The organism is Nanhaiella sioensis (genome assembly GCF_046557775.1).
In the GTDB taxonomy this organism is placed as follows: domain Bacteria; phylum Bacillota; class Bacilli; order Bacillales; family SM2101; genus Nanhaiella; species Nanhaiella sioensis.
Genome location: NZ_JBKAEG010000001.1, coordinates 1,675,674 through 1,689,573, shown reverse-complemented (window position 1 = coordinate 1,689,573; position 13,900 = coordinate 1,675,674). Strand labels below are relative to the sequence as shown.

9 protein-coding genes are annotated in these 13,900 nt (G+C 34.3%); 5 read left to right on the top strand and 4 right to left on the bottom strand.

Annotation, left to right across the window (positions count from 1 at the left end; translation table 11 throughout):
* Positions 1–166: 166 nt before the first annotated feature.
* A complete protein-coding gene (locus V1503_RS07775) occupies positions 167–3,628 on the bottom strand; it encodes a 1,3-beta-D-glucan phosphorylase, GH149 family (protein ID WP_410626071.1) in 3,462 nt (1,153 codons plus the stop codon).
* Positions 3,629–4,501: 873 nt separating this feature from the next.
* Here V1503_RS07775 and V1503_RS07770 point away from each other — a divergent pair.
* Complete coding sequence (locus tag V1503_RS07770) at positions 4,502–5,491, top strand: hypothetical protein (protein ID WP_410626069.1); 990 nt, start codon at positions 4,502–4,504, stop codon at positions 5,489–5,491.
* Positions 5,492–5,766: 275 nt separating this feature from the next.
* Here V1503_RS07770 and V1503_RS07765 read toward each other — a convergent pair whose 3' ends face one another.
* Positions 5,767–6,963, bottom strand: a complete 1,197-nt coding sequence (locus V1503_RS07765; protein WP_410626067.1) for a DUF4085 family protein — start codon at positions 6,961–6,963, stop codon at positions 5,767–5,769.
* Between the two features lie 414 nt (positions 6,964–7,377).
* Between V1503_RS07765 and V1503_RS07760 the strand changes: the two genes are divergently transcribed.
* Both V1503_RS07760 and V1503_RS07755 read left to right on the top strand, forming a co-directional pair.
* Positions 7,378–8,817, top strand: coding sequence for a YcdB/YcdC domain-containing protein (locus V1503_RS07760; protein WP_410626065.1), 1,440 nt, complete (start codon positions 7,378–7,380; stop codon positions 8,815–8,817).
* 881 nt (positions 8,818–9,698) lie between these two features.
* Positions 9,699–9,995, top strand: coding sequence for an antibiotic biosynthesis monooxygenase family protein (locus tag V1503_RS07755; RefSeq protein ID WP_320258426.1), 297 nt, complete (start codon positions 9,699–9,701; stop codon positions 9,993–9,995).
* A gap of 228 nt (positions 9,996–10,223) precedes the next feature.
* Here the strand turns inward: V1503_RS07755 and V1503_RS07750 are convergent, their stop codons facing one another.
* A complete protein-coding gene (locus V1503_RS07750; protein ID WP_410626063.1) occupies positions 10,224–10,802 on the bottom strand; it encodes a GNAT family N-acetyltransferase in 579 nt (192 codons plus the stop codon).
* Between the two features lie 519 nt (positions 10,803–11,321).
* On the opposite strand from V1503_RS07750, the gene V1503_RS07745 reads away from it, so the two are divergent.
* Positions 11,322–11,501, top strand: coding sequence for a DUF4083 family protein (locus tag V1503_RS07745; RefSeq protein WP_214483987.1), 180 nt, complete (start codon positions 11,322–11,324; stop codon positions 11,499–11,501).
* 188 nt (positions 11,502–11,689) lie between these two features.
* On the opposite strand, the gene V1503_RS07740 is transcribed toward V1503_RS07745, so the two are convergent.
* Entirely contained in the window at positions 11,690–12,397 is a 708-nt protein-coding gene (locus V1503_RS07740; RefSeq protein WP_410629408.1) for a metallophosphoesterase family protein, read from the bottom strand.
* Positions 12,398–12,831: 434 nt separating this feature from the next.
* On the opposite strand from V1503_RS07740, the gene desA reads away from it, so the two are divergent.
* Positions 12,832–13,866 carry a Delta(5) desaturase DesA gene (desA, locus tag V1503_RS07735; RefSeq protein WP_410626060.1) on the top strand — a complete coding sequence of 345 codons (1,035 nt, stop codon included), beginning with the start codon at positions 12,832–12,834 and terminating at the stop codon, positions 13,864–13,866.
* Positions 13,867–13,900: the final 34 nt, after the last annotated feature.

The window sequence follows — 13,900 nt, the reverse complement described above, 5'->3', positions numbered from 1 at the left end:
TGTTTTTAACTAAAAATCGAAGTTTGTTTTATGTTCCCTCGGACAAATGGTTCGGGGGGTTTTTGCTATCACTTGCTATCAATCTGATAGCACTTTATTAATATATCCAAGCAGGGGTCTGACACAAAAAAAGTTCTGAGCAGAAAATCTACTCAGAACTCAAAGATTATTTCAATTTATTACCGTCGATATACACTTTAATTTTATCAATCTTACCTTCACGATTGAAAATAGTTTGACTTGTTACAAGATCTAAAGTATCCACATCTTCAAAAGTACTTTCTGTACCATCTTTATAACAAACGATGATTTTCTTGTTGCCTTCTAGGTAATAAATTACCGGAACTGCACAGAATGTAAATCCTAAGGAATTCTCATCTAACTCGATTGTTTCAGTTTCGGTAGCATTATTATTCCTAGGTAGCGCCCAGGTTTTCATTTCTTTTAAAAACTCAGACTTTGCTAATAACTCCGGTTTAAAACAAATACGTCCCTCCTCTACCTTTACTCCTAACTCGCCTAGTCTAGAGATAAAGTCTTCTTTTACCTGTCCGGTCATACCAGGTTGTTGTACTCCCGCAAAGCTTGGAGTATGGGAATAAGCATCTGTTGGAAATGCGCCGTATTGTTCCGGTGATTTTTCTAATCCTATTCCTGTCTTAATAGCTTCATACTCATTCATAAGCGCCTTAGTTTCTTCATTCATACCACTTTGACAATATATATCATTGAAGCTTTCTTGTGTCGCCAAAACTAGCTTTGATACCATGTGCCAATAGATAGATCCTAACCCTTCATACTTATAAAAGGTACCGGAGCGTCCTGTGAAAGCATGATGGTCAAAAAGGTTTGAGAAGATTTCTTCAACAATTTTAATATCCTCATCGTTATACTCTTTTGTGGCTTTTAGTGCTTCTCGAATCTCTTCACCGTTTCTGAACTGACCGTTAAAATGGTACTTCCCATTCACATCTTTTTCAATAAACCGTGTGTGATTCTGATTCAGTTCTGCTTTTAAAACAGTTGATGACATAACTTGTTCATCAGGAATCACATTTTTCTCTAAGAACTTTGGCAATTCACGGTTTGGATAGAGCATATAGCTGTCTTGGTCTTCGCGATAAATAGAACTATTTCTAAGTGCCTCTAGTACATTAATGGCTTCTTTTCCATCTAAAGCTTTTGAACTTAGAACGGCAACCTGACCTTCTAACATCTCATAAAGATTTGATATGCTACAGTTTTCGTTATCAAATCGGATGAGATTGTATGAGTGGTATAGACCGTCTTCTCGTTTATTCTTTTTAATTGAATCTTTTAAATGAATCATTGAAACCTCAATAAATTCTTTAAAGGAGTCTATAGAAAGTGCCGCTTTTTCGCCTGCAAAACCATTGTCATAAATAGAATTTCTATATGTTTCGCCAATCTTACCTAACGCTTTTACAATATTAAAACGAGTGTTGTCGGACATTTTATCGCCAAGATATTGTTGACTATCCTCCAATACCTCCATTGTATCATTGAACATCTGAAGCACTTCAACTGAAACCTCAACAGAGTCCTCTTTAATTTCATTAACTATTTGACTCATATAAGCTTGGAAACGATGCAAATAATAAAGGGTAACCATTGACATTCCATTCCCAACAAGAGCGTTGTTAGCATCGTTCCACTCTGGACGTTGAGTATTCATCCAAATACCACCCTCAGGCACATAGTTAGAGAACTTAGCAAGCATAGTAACCAAAAGTTTTTCCATTAAATTAACTTTGTAGATACCGTCCCTGTTGTAAACTAACTTACCATCTGATCCAAGACTTGCAACTTTGTTGTCAATATGTTGTTCACTCTCTTCACTATAAACAATACTGTTTCTTGGGTCGTCTACTAATGCATCAAATCCTTTAATTCTATAGGGCACATTCGCATATACAAAAATGTCTTTATGAAGAAGGTCCAGTAGCTTTTCAGGATTATAAGCCTTTGATAATTCCATTAGCTTTAATAGATAAATAATTTGATGATCTCCCCAGTATCCAATATTTGACCATGGATCTTCAGGGTCAAGCTTCTCCCAGTCAATTCCGTCTTTCGTAATTCGATACGGGTTATACCCGTCTGCTGTTGATGCATTTACGAATTTAGCAATTATACTCTCGGTAAATGCAGGGTAGGAAATGGATAAGGCTTCCCAGTTTTGAAATATATCACGCCAGTTCCCTTCAAACTTTAGCTCCTTGCTTCCATCTTCTTTGGTAATCTCTATATTAAATTTATTCCATGGACGACTTGGATCTCCATGTCGCCTACTGAATGTAAGTGGTAAGTACTCTAATACTAAACGTTCAAAATCCTTGCAATTAAGCTGTCCTACCATAGCAATGAGTTCATTATAGTTAATTGTTTCAGGTAATCGGCTCATAAAATCCAGTTGCTTCGTATATACTTCTTTATTCCAATTCCCTACAAATGCTTTGAAATCCTCTCTATCAATCTCATAGCCATCTACATATATGCCACCTCGCATAATATTGTAAAGGGTATTTGAAAAATGTCTATAACCCTCCTTCTCATTTGAAGTACATTGGAATCCATCTGCATTAAACACTAGTTTTTTAAGATTGTACTCACTCTTTGAAACATCAACTTCAATCTCTTCAAGAATCGATTGATTGTTCATAACTTCTTTAATAAGTTTCTCAACTTTCGAAGCGCTTTGATTAAGCTCAGCTACTACATACCAGTTTTTCGATTCATTACCATTAAGGTGGATAGAATCTACGACATAGTAAGAACCTCTTCTACCCTTAATATCAACTTCTGTTTGAATCTCTTCGTTTTGTGAGAACGCTCTAATCTGTTGTTCTGACAGAAGGTAGCTAGGATTCTCAAGTCCCTTTGACCAAACCGTCGTTGCTTTCAATGATTCACTTGGCTCAGCTTTATCTGTTATGATCGAACTAAGTGTGTAAATACCAAGCCCTGCTTTTTCTACTAATTCACATCGTTTATATCCATCGACAAGCGTACTTTTTGTGGTTTGTAAAAGCGTATTGACACCATATGGTAGTAAGTTACGAATTCCGTCTAGGACTCTAATATCTACTTCCTTATCAGCCATGTTAACTATTCTAGATTCTTTAATAAATCCAAATAAATCACTACTCTTCCATGTATAGGTATAACTAACCTCTAGGTCATGGTTGATCTCTTCAAACATAACTTTATTGCCTATAGTGTTTTTATATAGGTTTCTTGTAATCTTATATACATTGTCATTATGAAAAGAGAAAGGTTTCCACAGGAAGTTCCTATCGTCTTTATTGACGATTAGGACTGTATGTGATCCGGTTGTCTCAATACTGTCATGGATTTTATCATCTGTATAATATGGAAATAAAGCTGTCTCTGCATTTTTACGACCGCAAGTCAGCCCGCAAGTACTTGATATAAACATCCAAAGGTCAACATCACTTACTACTGTCATAAAGAATGGATTCATATGATTGTAGTTTTCAATCTTAAAATAAGTGTCCTTATTCATAGTTACCGTTTTAAGCGAAACCGCTTTCGTTTCGGCGTGCAAAGATGCATTTCCTAAGTGCAAATTTGGTGTTTTCTTCATTATATGTTCCTTTCTGAATCAGATTTTAAAATTTATCTCGTCACTAAATATTATAATGTGATAAGGCTAAAAGTACAATAAACTTCATAATTGGAGAGGAATTTTAAGAATTAAAAATGGTAGTTTCTAGAGCTGAAGATTTAAAAAAGAGGTACTTAAAGAAGATGTATTCACGATAGAACAGTGAATATAGAAAGAGAGGTTTGGGATAAAGAGGATGAAGGATAAGAGGATGAATCACTCATTCGCAAACAGATTGAAAAGTGGCTATATACGAAACTGTTTCGTAAATATGAGAAAGAAAAAGACATAAGCGTAAAGTGTAGAAAAGTAAGTAACGATGGCAAAGTAAGTGGAGCTCTTAATAGCTGGGGAAAATCAAATGCTTCGCCTTGGGGAGAGAAATGGAGTAAAACTTGGCATTCTTAACTATTTATCCGAAAAAAGGGTACTACTACAAGGAAAACAAAAGTGACATCGAACAGTCATTGTCGATAATCCATTTTGAAAAACATCAATTTCTTAGATCTTTCGGTGTGTTTAATATCTTTCATTAGCTGTTTATTGTGAAAATATCGAGTTTAAACAATTTTAGTTGTAAAATTATAGTATATTTGTCTGTGATAATATTAATAACATGTAAGCATAGTACAGCAGTTCTAGTAAGTGATGCGAAGCTATATCAGAAATAACAGAGGCCTTATTGTTAAACAGCTTAGCCCATATTTAAAGCAAAATGGGTGTAGATATGGTTAATCAAAATCCAAACCAAATAGCGAGAGAGAATCCATGTAGGTTGGGCTTGGACAATACCTAAAGATGCTAAGGAATAACGGTTAGGTGAAAGACTATTAAAAAAATGAGGGGTGTAACGTGTACATTTTGAAAGGAAATAAAGCTGAAAAAATAGATGCAGTTAAGTTTGCTGAGCTAGGTATGCAAGAGAGTGATATGGAAGAAGTTGTAAGGTCTGATATTGATCTGATTTGTTCGGATGAGGAATCGATGCTTATTGTCGGACAACAAGTGCAGAATGAGAAGAGAGGTCGTAGTGACTTAACAGCAGTAGATAACAATGGGAACATTGTTTTAATTGAAATTAAGCGTGACCGTAGAGATATAGAGGGAAAAAAAGAGGCTTTTGAATTTCAAGCAATTCGTTATGCGGCAAGTTATGCAACAATCGATAGCCCAGATGAACTTGTGAAAAAGGTCTATGCTCCTTATATTGAAAAGTACCATAGAGAATTTGAACTGGGTGAATTAACATCGTATGAGCTTGGTATCCGTAAGTTGAATGAATTCCTCTTGGTCAACGAAGCAGAAAAAAGCTTCAATAAAAAGCAAAAGATAATATTAGTAGCTTCTGATTTTGATGAACAAACATTATCTGCCGTGGCATGGCTAAATAGCAATCAAGTTGATATGAGCTGCTATAAATTGACCCCTTATAAGTTTAATAATGATGTTTATTTATATACGGAGAAGCTGTTACCTGTAACGAATTACGATGATTACTATGTGAACTTAATGGATAATTCACTACCCGCAACAGTAAAAAAGAGCAAAGGTTTCACTAGGCGATCACTGCCAAAAATTGATGCAATGTTGGGATGGGGCGTGGTTAAAGAAGGGGATATTATTGTTGCTAAGGATAGAAACAATGAAGGAATACTTCTTCCAAGTGGAAATGTCAGGGTTAACGGACAAGAACTATCGATGCAAGTATGGTTAAAAGAAATATATGGGTGGTCTAGTGTACAAACGTATGTATTTGCTATTCATAAAGAGAGTGGGAAATCACTATCACAAATTCGTAAGGAATATATGGAACAACAGGAGAAAAAAGTAGCTGAAGAATAATTGAACATAAGGGCAAACCAAGTGGTTGGTCTCAGACTGTCGACAAATTCGATGATAATCGTTTTTGTCTGCAGTCTTTTTTTATAGTTATTAATAAGTTCCGTCTAACTAACAGATGAATGATAAGGGCTTCTTGTTTCTTTTCATATGTTGTACTAGGTTTGACCAAAAGCATTTGAATTATGTTCCGTTATTTTACAAAGTAAGAAACACTGATACTTCGTTATATAGTTGTATTTAACAAAATAATAGGTGTACAAAACTAATATATTGCGTTAATCAATCAACGTCCGATACTTCTCGATGTTCTCTTCTATCAAAACCTCATTTTTATAAAAATACCTTGTGTAAACGGTTAACATCATTTCATTTTTTTCCGTAATTACCGTCTTCGATAATACGCGGTTAATAATACTTGCTAGCTCTTTAGGATTAGCATGCATCGTATTCCATGCACGTACTTGCAATTCTAAATCGTCACTTAAGGCTGCTAGTTCAATTTCTTCTTTTGGAACATGAACCTTTTGATGAGCATAGGGATCTTCATAAACGTCTGTATAAATAAACTTAATCGGGTTGTATTCGTTTAAATTATATGTAAAGTGTTTGTTATCTACAGTAACGATCATTTCATTTTGTCCATATTCAATCGATCCGTTTTCAATTACGATGTTCTCCGATACTAATTGGATGGCACACTCTATATGAGGTGTAATTAACCAATAGTCAAATTCTGAATTTAACCTTGAAATATATTCAGTAACTGGCGTCTGTTCAAGCTTCCTATCATTTCTCAATAATATATATTCCTTTGGATGATAAAAATACTGGGCTTCTAGCTCCTTCATTGTAATTGTCCACTGGCTATAGGGACCTTCAAATAAGACTCGAAAGGCAAACTCATCATCGGTTTTCTGTAATTCATCATAAACAAACCATTGTCCAACTTGGATTGGTTTGTCCATTTCTTCTGATGTAATACCTTTAAAAATGAGGTGAATAAGTGATTTTGAAGAAAATCCACCGTCTGTATTAATATAAAGATGAAGTGTATTCCCGTCTCGTTCAACTCGTTCAATAGTTGAGTCATGCAAGCCTCCGGCAAAGACATCTTGAACTGCAGTTGATAAGAAAGGGACAGCTTGTTTTTTTTGTTTATAAGCAGCATCTAAGGTTTGTTCAAATTCCTTGCGCGCCTCCAGCATCCATTGTAAATAATCCTCTCGTACTGCTTTAGGTAGTGTCGGTTGATTTAATGTACCATTCTCTAGATATGGAATGAAACGATTTGGCAACGTATGTAGTAATTCTCCTTTTACTCTAGCAAGTTGTTCTTTCAAATAGGTAAAGAGAGCGTCCTTTTCTTCTTTCCCACCTCTAAGTGCAATTTCCCAATCGTGATCGGATTCATGAATGGGGAGAAGGTTACATTTTAAAAAATTCTCTTGTGCTTCTTTACATATATTCCACATCATAGCACCTCATAGTAGTTGTTGAAACTAGTATACTATCATTTTTTTAAACAATTGATTTTAATCCTATGGTAGACAGAGTTATCGATGAAGGGACACTATTGTAAAAAGTTGGTTTTTTTAATAGACTAAAATAAAGATAAACTAGGAAGTGTTTGGAGGGAAAATTAAGGCTCATACTCTGTTATTACTTGACTAACATCGTGGAAAGAAGAGTAGTTAGAGATTTCTATTCAAGGGAGTATCTGCAACAAATCTGTATACTTAACTAAAGATGGAATTAATGAAAATCTATTTTGGGGATTAATAATAAAGTTATCTAGCAGCTAAACTATACAAATCAAGAATAATAAATGAAAATATCAAATAAGATAGATATAAAAAATACATGCTAGAATCTAGGAGGTATATAGTATGCTAAAAGAAGAGTTAAGGAAACGAGCCTTGTCGATAGTCGAAATTCCAGCTAATTTTCAACCTATCATAGAGGAGTATGCTGAGGGAGAGAATGGAGAAGGTCAGGCAATGTTTTCATGGGCGAATGAAAAAAGAGATAAAGGGGTTATTATCAATCTTGATTTGTCCGGTAATTTGACAAGTTTAACAATTGACATGGGTGCTGGTGGAAATTCCAATACGGTTCTTTCAGATGTAGAGGAAAGAAAAGAACGAGCGGAGCAATTTTTACTTAGTCATTACCCTGACGCTTTAAATGATTTAACTTTCTCTGAAATGAGAAAGCTGGATCATGCATATCGCTTTAACTATGAACTGGTTGTCATGGACTTACCACTTAAGTCTACAGGCTGTATTATTGACGTAGACCATATGGGTAATATTGTGAAATTTTCTTATAAAGTTGCGAATCAGATACCCGAAATACCAACAACTTTGATTTCAAAAGAGAAACTAATTGAACATGTAAAAAATAAGCTGAATTTTCAGCAAGCTATTACAAATCTATATACTATTAATCATAATGTAGCGGATGATGGACTAAGCCTTGTTTATGAACTAGAGCCATCTTCCATGAAGTTCAAAGCAGATGTATTGACCCCAACCTTGAGCATTATACATGATGAAGATATTCAAGAAACCTACGTTCTACTGCCAGCTCCTTTAAATACAGCCACACAAAAAGTTTTAGCTATTAAAGAGGTCATTGGAATACCAGATGAATTTGAAGTTATTAGGGAAGTAGATATGGGGGAAGAAATAGGCATTGTATGGCGGGACCGGAACTGGAAGTTGGAGGAGCAGGACTTATCTTTTGAAGGCTTTTTGAAGAGACATACAGAAGATACAGTTAAAGCCTTCATATCAAAGAAAACAGGAAAAGTTAGAAGTTTTGTGTGGTTCAATGAACGAAGTGGCGATCTCAGACTTACTCGTGAAGAATGTTTGCAACATGCGACCCGTTTTCTTGAAGGGGTCATTCCAAATTATCATAAATATCTACAATTGGTTGCTCGAGAGAATGGGGAAGAGGTGAACGATACGAGAAAAAAAGAAACATTTTCTTTCCGTATTCATAATGGTAATGGCATACCAGTTCAGTTAGAAAAAGTAGTAGTTACAGTTAATTGTGAAACAGGACAAATTGATCATTATAGTGGGCCAAGCTTTGACATAGAACAATTGAGCCAAATCCCTGCAGAGCCTGCAATTTCAAAAGAAGAAGCGAGAGATATATTTTTCAATCATTTGGACTTTGAATTGGCTTGGAACAAAAATTATAGTGGTGAAACAGAATCCTACATTCTTGTCTACCAAGCATGTGATCGGTATCCCAGAACTCCCATTAAGTACATTGATGCTATGACTGGGGTCGTTATTTCAGCAAAAGAAAAATAGCATATGGTGCTAAAATCAATTGCATTCCTTGACAAATAGGCCGTTCAGAGTGATTACTAGTCTACTATTTGTAAGGAGTGTCATGAAAGTAAATTTTGTGAAAAAAGAAGTACTGATCAATCGAGACAGGCGAATCTGTATGATAAGCTTAATGATTTTAAAGAATGGTTACAAAGTAATAGAGGATCAGCGAAAGCTCAAGGTATTGAATGTGGCAATGAATTTTTATATGATGCAGTAAATAATGCAACTAAGACCATGGGTGACATTAGTAAAGAAATGAGACTACAAGTAGGAAGCTTATAAGTGTTTTCTGCCGAAAAACCGTTAGTTATTTCAAAAGTATAGTATACACTCAGCACCTGCAACCTTAAATCAAAATAGGAAGTTATAAGATTTAAATAAGATAAGGACATTAATACTAGCGTGAAAAAATAAAATTCAAATTTCGGCTAGATAGGACTTAGAATTATAGTTAGTAGTACTAAGAATGGAGCAAGCAAAATACATTAGGAGTTATAATGTTTAAAACTCTATTTGGTATGAACATCAGCTTATGTGTTGAAGACGGCCAATCACGATTTGTTGGTTGAAAAATCTACCTTTACATCTCCTTACTATAGCTGCAAACCACCTTTTTCTTTAGTAAGAGAGATTAGTACTATTATGAAGCTCACTTTCTACAGAAAGATAAGAATAATGAGAGTTAAAGAAACTTGCATTAGAATTAGTTCTAAATAAAATATTGGTCTACCGTTATTATGATTTATATAACTTTTACAACAACAAATATCATATAAAACCTGTCTTTTCTTTTCATGTTTTTTCTTGTAAAAAAGAACTAGATAGATGTAACATTAGCAATAATAAGGAGGGGTTATATGATATTGGAAGCGGTTATGCTACAAGTTAGGAAAGGTATGGAGGAGGAGTATGAGGAGGCTTTTCGTCAGGCATCAGAAATCATTTCCTCAATGAAAGGGTACATTAATCACGAATTACAGCGTTGTATAGAAGTAGAAGGAAAGTATCTACTATTAGTGAAATGGGAAACGTTAGAAGACCATACGGTTGGCTTTAGGCAATCAAAAGAGTACCAAGAATGGAAAAAGAAATTGCATCATTTCTATGATCCATTTCCAACAGTTGAGCATTTTAACAAAGTTCCTTTATCATAAATCTCTGCTCTAAAACATTTCACTACATATTAATTACTTAGTGGAGAATGCTCTAAAATAATTTTTTTACAATGTGTAATATCTTAGAGGTTTGACAGGTACAGTTTATATCCTACCTATGACCAGAAGCTACCGAAATTGACATTAATGAAATTTCACATCTAATGTATGTAAAATAGTATAATTAAGAAAGCAGCTTGTAAACAAGCTGCTTTCAAGCTATCCGAACTATTTAGATCTATCCGCAGCCAAAAACTCCTCTTTCAATATAGAATACATTTTTAAATCTTGGTGTTTGCCTTTTGCGAGCATTCCTTTTCGAATGATGCCTTCAAAGGTCATGCCTAATTTTTGCATTACTCGTTCTGAACCGATGTTTTCTATGAAGCATCTCGCTTGAATACGGACTAAATCCATATGGTTAAAACCGAATGTTATAATTTCTTTTGCAGCTTCAGTCACTATGCCTTTTCCCCAATACGCTGGAGAAAGGACATAGCCAACCTCAGCTCGATTATGGTTTGGTTGCCATAAAATAAAATCTGCCGTTCCGATTAATTTACCGTCTTCCTTATATTCGATACCCCAAGGAGCTACATTTTTATTTTCATATTGGCATAGTACAAAGTCTACAAATGCTTTAGTGTCAGATAATGTTTTATGTGCGTCCCAAGTCACGTATTTAGCTACTTCTTCATTAGAACCGTATGAATAAATGTCATCAACATCATCTAGTGTGATTTTTCTCAGAATAAGACGCTCTGTCTCCAATGTTGGTAAATCACCGTATATTTCTTCAATTTCCATAAGCTCACCTCCACATCATATGAAATATGATCTAATATTTTGTTTGCAGAATCACCAGAAAATTTAATAAACAATAATTTTTATAGATTATATATTATATTTTTTAAGGTGTCTATGGATTAAATAACAATTAGCAGTGCTACAGGTTGTTTACACTTCTAATTGTTAATTATGGATAGACATGTAGATATGCTAGGATGAACGTAGGGGTAGAAACTATGAGAAGTTATAAAGATAAATTGGCGAAGTGTCGTCGGTGGTTTTTTACTAAAATAGCTATTAGGAAAGAAACAGGGATTCTTAAACAGCCTGTTTCTTTCCTTTGAGAAATAGGATAAGGAAATATAGTATTTATTTCTTCTAAAAATACCAATAAAGAAACAGTTTTTTTTTGAGGTAAAGGATTAGGAATTCTATATTTTTTAGTGATGAAGTGACTACTAATAGTACAAAAATACAGTTATGATACTATATGGGGATGAGACATGATATATAAATGAAATTGTGGAGGTGATTTTTTTGAGTGATGTTAATTTAGGCGACTTAATATTTCAATTATTTACTTTTGGAAGTCTAATACTAGGTATCATTCTAATTGTGCTATTCATTCGTTCTATTTCAAAACGAAGAAATCAACTTGATAGTATAGAGAAGAAGGTAGATGCCATAAATGAACGTATAAATAAAAATAACGATTAACATGAGTCTACATAATAATTATATTTCTAGTTTGTTGTTATCATATAGGGAGGAAGCGATGAAGAAGAACATTCATGTGGTTGGAGGGAATACTTTTGTTTTGCTAGACTTTACTTTTGTTTTAGCGAAAAATGGATTAATGATAGTAGTGCATAATAATATACAAAAATAGGAAGTTGTAAAATTCACTATTCAACATATAAAACGTTCATGCTAGGTAGTTCTAAACAATTAAGTCTGTGACCGTAAGCGCATCCACCATCAATTCCGATAATGTTATTTTTGCCAACAAAAACATCAGGACGCTTATGTAAATAGTTTGTAGGTGTGTGTCCGAAGATTACGGTTTTGTCCCCTGTATAACCATGATGAAATTCTTCTCGAATCCACACTAATGTGTATGGATCTGTATCATGTATAGGTGTTTGGGGATGAACTCCAGCATGTACAAAAATATAGTCTTCAGTTTCATAATAATAGGGAAGGTCCTTTAAAAACTCAATGTGTGGGTGAATTTCATCATTGATTGCTATAGGATCTGGGAATTCATCCGTTGTATACCAATATTTAGCATCATCTCTTTTGATCTCATACCCATAATTTTGAAGCGTCTTAATACCTCCGTTGTAATACCATCTTTTTAGGTTCATTGGATCATCTTGGTTTGCAAATGCATCTATCATCATCTTGTCATGGTTACCAAGTAAAGCAATGGCACCGTCATTCTTCAATTGAATGATTTTATCAATGACTGCTCTTGAATGAGGACCTCTATCAACATAATCTCCTAATAAAAGTAATTGATCTTGTTCTTTATTATATTTAACTAATGTTAAAAGTCTCTCAAACTTTTCTATATCTCCATGAATATCACTTACAGCAAGCATGCGCTTCAATTTAGTCACGTCCTGTCTCTATCCTTTTAGCTGTTTTCACATTGATTGTTGTTTTTCTTAAACGATTAACTACGTACACAACCCAATTATGTGGCGTTTTTCCCTTATAATAAGTTAGCTGTAACGTAAAACGATAGTTAACACTTTTGCATATAGGAACAATAGCAACAAAGTTTTCAAAAGTAGGATTTCTTTTTCACTGCCCATGTATATTTTACCATATTTTTCATCTTGACGTCTGTTGAAAATGGAGGAGCTACATTCTTTAATACAATAATGTGATGGGGGTAGGTAGCCCAATGCTTAATATCACTGGGCTACTGACCTCCTATATGACATTTATCATAGTTTGTATATGATACCTGCTACTAACATTATTTTTTCATTGCTCTATAATAAAAATTATCTACATTATGGAAGGGAATTCGACGGATATGACCTTACAAAAGAGCATGAAAAATTTGAAAAAACAAGTTTCTCCTTTTGAGAAGTCGACTAGAGCAAAAAGTGTGTGGCAGATAATAAATACAATTGGACCATTTCTTATCTTATGGTACCTCGCATATATAAGTCTTTCAGTATCTTATTTGTTAGCACTCGTTCCTATTGTGCTTGCTGCAGGATTTTTAGTAAGGGTTTTCATTATTTTCCATGATTGTACACATCATTCGTTTTTTAAAAATCGTCGTGTCAATCGCTTGCTTGGAACTATTACAGGAGTTATATCGTTATTTCCGTTTGATAAATGGGGGCATGAGCATTCCGTTCATCATGCTACAAGTGGTAATTTAGATAAACGTGGGACAGGAGATATATGGACTCTTACGGTAAATGAATATGTAGCAGCACCATTTAGAACTCGTTTAGCTTATCGTCTATTCAGAAATCCGGTTGTTATGTTTATATTAGGTCCAATTTACGTTTTTCTGTTGACAAATAGATTTAACCGCAAAGGCGCAAGAAAGAAAGAGCGCATGAATACTTATTTAACAAATTTACTTATCGTTGCTATTATAGGAATATTATGCTGGACAATTGGATGGCAATCATTTCTAATCATACATGGTTCCATTTTCATGATCTCAGGTTCAGCAGGCATTTGGCTCTTTTATGTACAACATACATTTGAACAATCGTATTTTGAAAAAGATCAAGAATGGGAATATGTACTTGCAGCAGTAGAAGGCAGCTCGTTTTACAAACTTCCAAAAGTTTTACAATTCCTTACTGGTAATATAGGCTACCATCACGTTCACCATTTAAGTCCAAGAGTACCAAACTATGAATTAGAGAAGGCACACAACAATACTAAGCCTTTAGAAAATGTACCAACAATAACAATGGCGAAAAGTTTACAGTCTTTAAAGTATCGTTTATGGGATGAACAAGGCAAGGATTTTGTTACTTTCAAAGAAGCAAAACAGTTAATGAAAAAAAGCATGGCTGTTCAAGTAAAACCTGAACATTAAGTCTAGCCGGTCTAAATGTAAAAGCATGTTAATA

Bases quoted from the DNA above. Each gene is read 5' to 3' on its own strand.
- V1503_RS07775 (WP_410626071.1), bottom strand. From the start codon at position 3,628: ATGAAGAAAACACCAAATTTGCACTTAGGAAATGCATCTTTGCACGCC.
- V1503_RS07750 (WP_410626063.1), bottom strand. From the start codon at position 10,802: ATGGAAATTGAAGAAATATACGGTGATTTACCAACATTGGAGACAGAG.
- desA (WP_410626060.1), top strand. From the start codon at position 12,832: ATGACCTTACAAAAGAGCATGAAAAATTTGAAAAAACAAGTTTCTCCT.
- V1503_RS07765 (WP_410626067.1), bottom strand. From the start codon at position 6,963: ATGTGGAATATATGTAAAGAAGCACAAGAGAATTTTTTAAAATGTAAC.
- V1503_RS07755 (WP_320258426.1), top strand. From the start codon at position 9,699: ATGATATTGGAAGCGGTTATGCTACAAGTTAGGAAAGGTATGGAGGAG.
- V1503_RS07760 (WP_410626065.1), top strand. From the start codon at position 7,378: ATGCTAAAAGAAGAGTTAAGGAAACGAGCCTTGTCGATAGTCGAAATT.